The organism is Anabaena sp. CCY 0017 (genome assembly GCF_963920885.1).
Lineage (GTDB): Bacteria > Cyanobacteriota > Cyanobacteriia > Cyanobacteriales > Nostocaceae > Nodularia.
The window spans coordinates 84,288-94,074 of record NZ_CAWUDG010000018.1 but is presented as its reverse complement, the minus strand read 5'-3'; the positions used below and the strand labels follow the sequence as shown (position 1 = coordinate 94,074).

The 9,787-nt window shown below is 42.1% G+C and carries 8 protein-coding genes and 1 pseudogene; 3 read left to right on the top strand and 6 right to left on the bottom strand.

The annotated features are described in order from the left end of the window. The 3 genes and pseudogenes from ACM0OW_RS19250 to ACM0OW_RS19240 all read right to left on the bottom strand — a co-directional run. A pseudogene (locus ACM0OW_RS19250) lies at nt 1-772 on the bottom strand (NAD(P)/FAD-dependent oxidoreductase); the annotation flags it as partial. 2 nt (nt 773-774) lie between these two features. Then, nucleotides 775-1,626 (bottom strand): cytochrome c biogenesis CcdA family protein, encoded by an 852-nt coding sequence (locus ACM0OW_RS19245; protein WP_414551759.1) that lies wholly within the window; start codon nt 1,624-1,626, stop codon nt 775-777. A gap of 77 nt (nt 1,627-1,703) precedes the next feature. Next, a complete protein-coding gene (locus ACM0OW_RS19240; protein ID WP_414551758.1) occupies nt 1,704-2,309 on the bottom strand; it encodes a thioredoxin family protein in 606 nt (201 codons plus the stop codon). A gap of 205 nt (nt 2,310-2,514) precedes the next feature. Here ACM0OW_RS19240 and ACM0OW_RS19235 point away from each other — a divergent pair, with 205 nt between their 5' ends. From ACM0OW_RS19235 to ACM0OW_RS19225, 3 genes are all read left to right on the top strand, one after another. After that, the gene (locus ACM0OW_RS19235; protein ID WP_414551757.1) at nt 2,515-5,010 is read left to right on the top strand and encodes a BsuBI/PstI family type II restriction endonuclease; all 2,496 of its coding nucleotides are present in this window, start codon (nt 2,515-2,517) and stop codon (nt 5,008-5,010) included. Between the two features lie 114 nt (nt 5,011-5,124). Continuing rightward, nucleotides 5,125-5,730, top strand: a complete 606-nt coding sequence (locus ACM0OW_RS19230; protein WP_414551756.1) for a sigma-70 family RNA polymerase sigma factor — start codon at nt 5,125-5,127, stop codon at nt 5,728-5,730. Continuing rightward, on the top strand, nt 5,723-6,553 hold the full coding sequence (locus tag ACM0OW_RS19225; protein ID WP_414551755.1) for an anti-sigma factor domain-containing protein: 831 nt from the start codon (nt 5,723-5,725) through the stop codon (nt 6,551-6,553). The genes ACM0OW_RS19230 and ACM0OW_RS19225 overlap by 8 nt, the downstream gene beginning before the upstream one ends. A 115-nt stretch (nt 6,554-6,668) precedes the next feature. On the opposite strand, the gene arsS is transcribed toward ACM0OW_RS19225, so the two are convergent. The 3 genes from arsS to ACM0OW_RS19210 form a co-directional block, all read right to left on the bottom strand. Further along, nucleotides 6,669-7,682, bottom strand: coding sequence for an arsenosugar biosynthesis radical SAM (seleno)protein ArsS (gene arsS / locus ACM0OW_RS19220; RefSeq protein WP_414551754.1), 1,014 nt, complete (start codon nt 7,680-7,682; stop codon nt 6,669-6,671). A 47-nt stretch (nt 7,683-7,729) separates the two neighbouring features. Next, nucleotides 7,730-8,698, bottom strand: a complete 969-nt coding sequence (arsM, locus tag ACM0OW_RS19215; RefSeq protein ID WP_414551753.1) for an arsenosugar biosynthesis arsenite methyltransferase ArsM — start codon at nt 8,696-8,698, stop codon at nt 7,730-7,732. Nucleotides 8,699-8,922: 224 nt separating this feature from the next. Then, a complete protein-coding gene (locus ACM0OW_RS19210) occupies nt 8,923-9,720 on the bottom strand; it encodes a phosphate ABC transporter ATP-binding protein (protein WP_414551752.1) in 798 nt (265 codons plus the stop codon). Nucleotides 9,721-9,787 lie beyond the last annotated feature (67 nt).

The following is a 9,787-nucleotide window of genomic DNA, read 5'->3' as shown; positions in this document are numbered from 1 at the left end:
GTTTTTGCGATCGCTTGTTTTTTCTCCGACTTCACAAAATCGCGTTGCTCCCAGTTAGAAATTGCACCAGTCAAATTATCCTGAACTTGAACGCAACGTAATACCTGATCACCATCTACACTGATAGGTGAGCTATACCAATGGATATGAATTTGGCTGTGATTAAATACACGCTCCTGCATAGTCTTGGAAGCTCGTAGGCGATCGCCTCTTACCAGTAAATGTACCTGACGAGCATATTTAGTTAGATACAGAGCTTCTTCTATAGCCGAATCACCGCCACCAACCACAGCAATATCTGCATTCTTAAACAAACGATTTGCCCCATCGCAGATTGCACAGGCAGAGATGCCGTTATTCCAAAACTTTTCTTCACCCGGTAGATGTAATCTTTTCGCAGTGGCTCCCGTACAGATAATCACAGCGCGAGCCTTAACCTCTAGGGTATCATCAGAGGCGATCGCAAAAGGGTATTGAGAAAAATCCACAGCGATCGCCGCAGGCGGGGCTTTGCCCATCGCATCATCAGTAATTAATTTAGCACCCCATCGCTGTGCTTGCTGGCGCATCTCCTGTATTAACTTTGGCACCTGAACTCCTGCGGCAAAACCGGGATAATTCTCTACCTCAGTAGTGGTCATTAATTGACCTCCAGGTATTCCCCAGCACCGAAACCTTCAAATACCAAAGGCTTTAGTTGAGCGCGTCCTGCATAGATAGCGGCAGTATAACCCGCAAGGCCAGAACCAATAATCACCAGATTCTCGACCATGACTAACCTCCTACAAACCATTGAGTGCCAGTAAATAGGTAATATGCTCCAGTGAAAAGGAGCGCTACACTGCCAAAGCGGATAATGCCCTCAGAATGTCTCAACAACTTATTACTTTGTTTAGCCAGTCCCGTAAATAAACTCGCTAGGAAAATCAGGAGAGTATAACCCAGCGCATAGCTAACCATTGTCAGCGTACCCAACACCTGCGAACCTGTAGCAGCTGCCGCAGCCAGGACAGCAAACAGCACCGGACTAGCACAGGGGGAACTCACCAGGGCAAAAGTCAAACCCACGCCATAAGGGCCAGCCTGGGGGAGATTTACATTCATCTGCGGTAGGGGAAGTTGTACCACCCCCATCAACCACAGACCCATCACAGCCATAATCACACCCACTACTATATTGATATAGCCCCGGTAATCCACCATCACGGCTCCGGCGAAGGATGAGACTAAGCCAAACAGACTTAAAATTGTCACTGCTCCCAAAACAAACAAGCCAGCCTTACTAAAAGCATCCCAACGGGAGTTAATTTTTAATGTGCCAATGTAACTCAGGTTAACTGGTAAAAGTGCCAAGATACAGGGAGATACACTAGCAAGTACCCCACCGATAAACGCCAAAGGCATCAATACCAATGGATTTGTTGTGTTTTGTTGGTCAAACCACTGTTGATAGCGGTTTTCCACAATAGAAATTACCCGTTCAACAGGGTGACTGATTACAGAACCCAAGGTGATTACCAGAATTAAAGAGAGTAATCCCAATCCACCGTAAACTAGCCATTTTTTCGATATTTTAGAACGCCGAGGAGCTTTCTCCTCAGTGGAAGACTGAGATATCTGTTTCATTAAGTTATCCTTAAGTCAGGTAAAAATGAAGTTGCTTCTTCAATAACAAAGGAAGGCGCAACTCATTTTTTGGTAATTTATTGAGTCAAAGCAGTATCAAGAACCGTTTTGTAATCTGCTAAATTCGGATTGTTGCGGTGCTGTGCTAATATTTTTCCGGTTTTAGGCTCAACGATGGTCAGCATTCCTGTTTGAGACTTATTGGCAGATAAAAATTCGCTTAGTCCTAGTTCTTTTGCTTTCGCTTCTGCTTCAGCTGTGGTCGCTTTATCGCTAACATCCAAAACCACGAAATGGACTTTTCCTTCATAGTCTTTTTCCAGTTGTGATAATGTCGGCGCAATATTCTTACAAGCGGAACACCAGGTAGCAAACACATCTACCAGTACTGGTTTATCCTGAATTTCTTGGGCGAGGGGACCTCCTACAGATTTGGCTTTAGCAGCACAGGGGTTTTTAGATGCACAGGGATTTTTAGATGCACAGGGATTTTTAGATGCACAGGGATTTTTAGACGCGCAGGGATTTTTAGACGCGCAAGGATTTGACTGAGCAACATCTGTAGTTGATGGGGAGGCTTGATTTTGAGAAATATTATCTGGGTTGGTTGCGCTACACGATACTGTCAGAACCAGTCCGCTCAAACACAGTAGACTTAAGAAAAATTTGCTCGGTTTGTACATTGTTCTTTTCCTCACGCTTCAATGGTATTGTTCTGCCACAATGCAGTTTGGGTGCATTTCCAGTTATTTCCCTGTATTTAGGGATGGGAACTGTGAATTGTGGCGCATCTATTTATAAGACGAGTGAAGATCAGAATTGGATTTAATTCTTGGTGAAACGAGTTTAAATTAAATATTAAAATGTAATGTTGGCTAAATTAACAGCATGACGACGTTCCTTACAGACTCCACTGACATCACCAGGATTCATGTCTCTTCCAGGTTGGATTTGAAGCAGCGTAGTGAATTGGGACAGTTTTTAACTCCTGCTCCAGTTGCTCGTTTTATGGCTAGACAGTTCGACAGTTTATCTGGTCACATTAGTCTTCTAGACCCTGGAGCCGGAGTTGGGGCATTAACTGCTGCATTTGTAGAGCGATTATTGGCAAATTCTCACCAGATTGAAAGTTGTTTCATAACAGCGTATGAAGTTGAAGCTACCTTTTTATCATCTTTGAAGCAATGTCTTATAGATTGTTGTGTAGCTTTAGAAAATAAAGGCATTCAAGCAAATTACTGTTTACATGAGAAAAATTTTATTAAAGATGTTGCTGAAATAAATTTACCACTTTTTACCACTTCTTCTTCCACCAGTTTCACTCATGCAATTCTGAATCCACCTTATAGGAAGATTAGCAGCCAATCAATTGAAAAGAAAATTCTTTCAAAACTAGGGATTGAAACTGTAAATCTATATAGCGCATTTGTTTGGCTGACTGTATTACAGCTAACTGAGGACGGAGAAATAGTTGCAATTACGCCGAGAAGTTTCTGTAATGGTGCTTATTTTCGTCCTTTTCGTCAAGCTTTTCTGGAAAGTATGGGGCTGAAAAAAATTCATATATTTGAAAGTCGTTCAGCAGTTTTTGCGGCAGACAATGTATTACAGGAAAACATTATTTTTCAGGCAATTAAAACCAAAAATAAACCTGAGCATATAGAAATTAGTAATGATTCTGAATTTGATTTATATGATTATTCTGAATTAAGATATGTTCCTTACAGCGAAGTAATTGAGACTAATGATTCAGAGAGATTTATTCATATTGTTACAAACTCTCTTGAAGATTATTTGAGAGTACAAATGAAGCAATTTTCATCTACTTTAGCTGAAATTGGTTTAGAAGTTTCAACGGGTCCAGTTGTTGATTTCCGTCTCAAATCAGCTTTGAGAACTTGCTTAGATGAAAAAAGTGTTCCACTGCTTTACCCAGAATCTATGAAAATAGGGAAAGTTTTATTCCCGCCTAAAAACCCTCGCAAGTCGATAGCGATCGCACAAAACCAAGAAACAGAAAAATGGTTGGTTCGATCAGGTTGGTACGTTTTGATAAAACGTTTTTCTGCTAAGGAAGAAAAGCGTCGTGTAGTTGCTGCTGTGTGTTCTCCTGTCGATGCACCTCTATTAGGCATAGAGAATCATCTTAACTACTACCATGCTAGAGGTCAAGGAATGAACCCTGACCTGGCACGAGGTCTGACAGCATTTCTCAATTCAAGTTTATTTGATTATTACTTCCGGCAGTTTAGTGGGCATACACAAGTCAATGCAACAGATTTGCGTAAAATTAAGTACCCTTGCAAAGATGATCTAATCCAACTAGGAACCCAAATTGGTGATTCTCACTTTAATCAAGAGCAACTTGATACAGTTGTACATAAAACTTTGTCGATTATGAGCGAAGCAACAAATGCAATTCAGGCTGGTAAACGAATTGAGGAAGCACTTGCAATTCTCAAAGATATTTCTGCTCCCAGAGAGCAGCAAAACGAACGATCAGCACTTTGCTTACTCGCTTTGGCAGATATTCGACCTGTAACACCTTGGAATCAAGCCACTGCACCAAGACGGGGAATTACACAAATGATGGATTGGTTTCGTGATAACTACGGTAAACAATACGCACCGAATACACGCGAAACAGTTCGACGGCAAACAATGCACCAGTTTGTGCAGATGGGGATAGTTGTTGAGAATCCAGATCAACCAAATCGACCGATTAACAGTCCCAAATGGTGTTATCAGCTTCATCAGCAAGCATTATCGCTTCTGAAATCCTATGGTTCTGAGCAGTGGGAAGAAGCTCGTAAAAATTATGCTGTTTCAGTCACAAATCTGTTGCAGGATAGAAAGCGAAATATACCGATGATTCCGGTAAGTTTGCCTAACGGTCAAGCTATTCAGCTATCATCAGGTGGACAAAATATATTGATAAAAGACATTTTGGAGAGCTTCTGTCCCAGATTTACACCTGGAGGTTTAGTTCTCTATGTGGGCGATGCTGGAGATAAGTTCATTATCAATGAAACTCAGAAATTTCGAGAAATGGGGATTGAGCTAGATCCTCACGGTAAAATGCCAGATATTGTAGTTGACTATGAGAAGCAAGACTGGCTTGTATTGATAGAAGCTGTGACTAGTCATGGTCCGGTCAACTTGAAACGTCACAATGAATTAAAGCAGCTGTTTCAGTCCAGCCTTAAGGGATTAGTTTTTGTTACAGCTTTTCCCAGCCGTAAGGAAATGACTCGGTATCTTGCTCAAATTTCGTGGGAAACAGAAGTTTGGGTTGCAGATCAACCCGATCACATGATTCATTTCAACGGAGAAAGATTCCTTGGTCTCTATGAAAATCCAGAGAAATCCAATCCGATCGCATGACACCAGTCGTCATCAGAATAGATGGTATTTTCCAGAGGAAATGGAGAGAGGTGATGGAACAAAGATTATCACTCACTGGCTCCGGTATCTGTTCAGTCCTGTTTTTAACACAGCATGGAGCCTAAACTACCCCAGCCAAATGCTAAAGAACTTTCATCTGCTACAGATGAAGCTTTATTTGTGGCGCTCAAAAATGGCGACTCCTCAGCATTAAGTATTTTGTTTAATCGTCATGGTCGTCTGGTATATGGGTTAGCGTTGAAAATATTGGCGAACTCCCAAGAAGCCGAAGATTTAACTCAAGAAATTTTTCTGACACTGTGGCGAAAAGCATCTAGTAATCCAGATTGTCGCTTTTTTGTGCGCTATCTGGTAACTGTAACGCGATCGCGCGCCATTGATAAACTACGCGATCGCAACAGACAACTCAAACTTGTGGAACGGTGGGGACAAACCATGTCAAATGAAGCAACACCTTCTCCAACGCCTGTTGAGCAAGCAACTTTTGTAGAGCGATCGGGGCGAATTTACAAAGCATTGAGACAACTTCCCGAAAAACAGCGTCAAGTAATTGAACTGGCTTATAACCAAGGATTAAGTCAGTCAGAAATTGCCAAACAAATTGACATCCCTCTGGGTACAGTCAAAACCTGCACCCGTCAAGGATTACTAAAACTTAAGCGCATTTTACTAGATTTGGATTTATCAATATATGAATAAATCTTTCGATCCCGAATACATCAAAAACCTAGCTGCGGGGTTTGTCGTAGATGACCTCACCCCTGAAGAAGCAGAAGAATTTCGGCTATTACTTGATCAAAATCCAGAACTTGTAGCTGAAGTTGAGGATTTGCAGGAAGTTTTGCGACAAGTTGTAGATGGTTTCACCGAAGTAGAAGCACCAGCCAATTTATTACCAAAAATTCTAGAACAAGCCAAAGATTCCACCAAAAAAGCTACTGTGATTCAAGGACACTTTCCAGGAGTCGCTACGCGAAACTCCCAAGGAGTCGCTACGCGAACGACTCGACGGTGGATAAAAATGGCTGGTAGTATAGCAGCATTGTTTGTAGTGGTTCTAGGAGTTGATAACTATCGACTACGGCAAAATCTCGGTATTGTCACAGCCGATAACCAGCGTTTACGCCAGGATTTTACCCAAGCTCAAATGGTTAAAAGCCTACTCCAAAATTCGCAAACGCGATTATTTACTTTTCAAGCGGTTAACTCAACAGAAAACAGTTCAGGAAGCGTGATTATAAATCCTGAGCAAGAAAAAGCGGTGATGGTTTTCCAAAATCTTCCCGCCCCACCGCCTGGATATGTTTACTTACTATGGACTGTTGTTGCTAACGAAAAGTTACCCTGTGGTGAAGTTAAGCCCTATGCTTGGGGAACTGCTTCCCATGAGCTACCGTTTACTTCTCAAATGTACAAAGAATTTTATCACCCACAATTTTCTGGGCTAGTTGTCACCTTGGAAACAGATCCAAATGTCTCTCGTCCTACGGGAACTGTAGTTATGCAAAGTTCACAAATTTGACATTTAGGGTGCGTTATGGGTGATTTGGCGGAAATCATATTAGTCATGACGCATTGAGAATCTATGATGGTGCGTTGCGCTACGCGACAACACACCCTACATAAAAGTTCTTGGGTTAAATTAAAGTGCCGCCACAACTAGAACCAGACCCAGCAGTACAACCGTAACAGTAATGTGCAGTCCTAATTTCTGTAATTAAATCTAATGTGCCAGCAGCCAACAACTTCGCAACATTTAGGGTTTCGCCAGCATCAGTTTTTGAAGGCAAATTTTCCATTTGGTTAAAGTCGCAGTCATAAACATTACCCAAATAGTCAATTGAAAGTTCATCTCTACACATTAAATGTTCAATCGTTGTAGAGTTGAAATGAGATTCTAAAAATTGGAGATAAGGTCTGTACAGTTTTTTGTGTTCTAGATGAAACTTAGTTCTGCCAATGGGTAAATTGGTAATTGCAAACAAGTCATTAAAACTAATACCAAAATGTTCTTGTAAGAACATTTTATAATCCTGTTTAAGTTTAGCTTGATTGGGTGTGAGGGAAAAATTCTCGGAAGTGGGAATTTGCGGGTTATAAACTAAATCAATAATTAAATTGGGGTCTTTTCCATAGCCAAGACGGTTCAGCCATTGCAAAGCGCGAATTGATGCATCATAGACACCATTTCCTCGCATTTTATCAACGTTATCAGAGAGATAGCAAGGCAGAGAAGCCACAATTCTGACTTGATTTTGAGCGCAATATTCGGGAATATCCCCAAAACCAGCTTCAAAATAAATAGTCAAGTTAGAGCGCACAATTACCTGTTTCCCATTTGCTCGCGCTGCTTCTACAATTGGTTTAAAGCCATAGAGCATTTCGGGAGCGCCACCTGTCAGGTCTACAACTTTAATTTGGGGAAATTTCTCAATTAATTGAATTAATTGCTGGCAAATTTCCGGGGAAAGTTCTTCAGTGCGTTTGGGACTGGCTTCTACATGACAGTGGCTACAAGCCAAATTACAACGTTTACCCAAATTAAGTTGTAAAACAGTAATTGGGTTTTTAGTTAGGGGTAAATTCAGCTTTTTTCTAAAAGGGGTGATGTCTGAATTTAAAGATAAAGGATTTACTTTTTCCTGAACCATTCTCAATCTTCATTCTGTGCTACAAAAAACTAATTAAGGGAGAATTACTAACAACATCCACCACCATTGTAATGCCAAGTTGAATTTGTAATCAGGATTTCTTCAGGAGCGGCTTCACCTAATTTACCAGCAGTTTTATCACATACCGCCGCAGGTACTCCCGATTGCAGAATATGTCCGGCTTGGTCATCAAAGAAGGGTTCTACTCCGGTGTAGATTGCTGTTTTTCCTGTAAAAATACAAGCTCCATCTTCAGGAATTGGCACTTTAAAAGCCACAGAATCGAGACTTTCTAGCAGCAAGTTTTCTGCTAAATTATAATTTTGGCGATTCAGGAGACGGTAAGGACGACGCGCCCGGATTTCTACTTGACCAAAGCCCGCATTTACCAGATGTTCAATATACTGTTCGTAGGTCATTGCTCCCGATAGACACATGGCGCGTAACCTGTCATCATTTTGCAGATGTTCGGGAATGGGACGAGTCGCAATGGGATCGCTCATCAGTAAGCGTCCGTTGGGCTTTAAAACTCGAAAGGTTTCCTGTAAAGCTAACTGCAAATCTGCGGGTTTAAATATATTAAATAGACAATTTTGTGCTACTACATCGACAGAAGCATCAGGAATCGGTAACGCAAAGGCATCTCCTTCCCGAATTTCGACAAAATTCGGCTCAAACCAGTCATTTTCTTGAGCAGCAAGTTCTAAATTCCGAGTCGCTGCTAAACGCATAGCCGCTACAGGTTCAATCGCAATTACTGACCCTGGACGACGGGAGAAGTAAGCAAATTGCAGTGCTTCCAAGCCACCGCCAACGCCTACATAAAGTACCGTTGGGTCGTTAGTTAGTTCTGTGGGATGTACGGTTGTACCGCAACCATAGTTCATTTCCTGCATCTGGGAGGAAATTTTGAGTCCTGGTAGTTGTAACGGACTGCTTTGGACGCAACATAATCCCACTTGTGGTGTTTCGGCGACTTCACTATAAAAGTTAGCGGTTGTTTCAAGATAAGTCATGATAATTTTTTGGTTGTATGACAAAGGTGTGAGTTAGTTTCACGCAAAGGCGCATCAGCGTTCGCGCAGCGTGCCGTAGGCTCTAGCGTTCGCGGAGCGTGCCGTAGGCTCTAGCACGAAGTGCGTTAGGCGCAAAGAAGCCAAGAATCAGAGTTCAAGTTCAAATTTAGCAAGGTCTGAATTAGGGCTTTGTAGACTAATACGAAACTGAAGCTAAAAAGGATTTAACCGCGAATACCGTTGACATAAGCAGCAGTTAAGGCGTGCTGCGGGGCGGTAAACATCTGCTCGATAGTACCATACTCGATTAATCGCCCTACTTCGGCTTGTACCCAAAATAAGGCGGCGTAATCACCAATTCGTCTAGCTTGGGCGAGGTTGTGAGTCACAATTACTACTGTATAACGTCCCCGCAGACTGGCAATTAAATCTTCTACTATTCCACTAGAAATGGGGTCAAGGGCGCTACAGGGTTCATCAAATAATAGGACTTCTGGTTGCAAAACTAAAGCACGGGCAATACATAAGCGCTGCTTTTGTCCACCTGATAAAGATAAGGCGGAGGTATTGAGGCGATCTTTGACTTCTGTCCACAGTCCCACGTCTTGCAGTGCGGTTTCAATTAGCCAGTCAAGTTTTTCGCGGTTTTTGATTCCGTGTTCTTGTAGGGGAAATGCGAGGTTTTTCCAAATTGAGAAGGGGAAAGGGTTGGGTTTTTGGAAAATTGTACCTATCCGCCGACGCAGTGCGATCGCATCTACAGAATTATGCAGAATTTCTCTAGTATCTAAGCGGATACTTCCGGAAATTTTGGTGTGCGGGATTAAATCAGTTAGGCGGTTCAGACAGCTTAAAAAGCTGCTTTTGCCACAGCCAGAAGGTCCCACTAAGGCGGTAATTTTACCTGCTTCAATGGGCATGGTGATATCTGTAAATGCTGCTTTTTTTCCGTAATATAAACTCAGTGCCTTGGTTTGCATTGAGGGTAGATGTGACCGGGAATTTTGTGTGGGTTGAGACATAAAGGATAAACTTAGACCGAAGGGCTTGCCGTAGGCTACCGCAGAGACGCAGAGGACACAGAGGAAA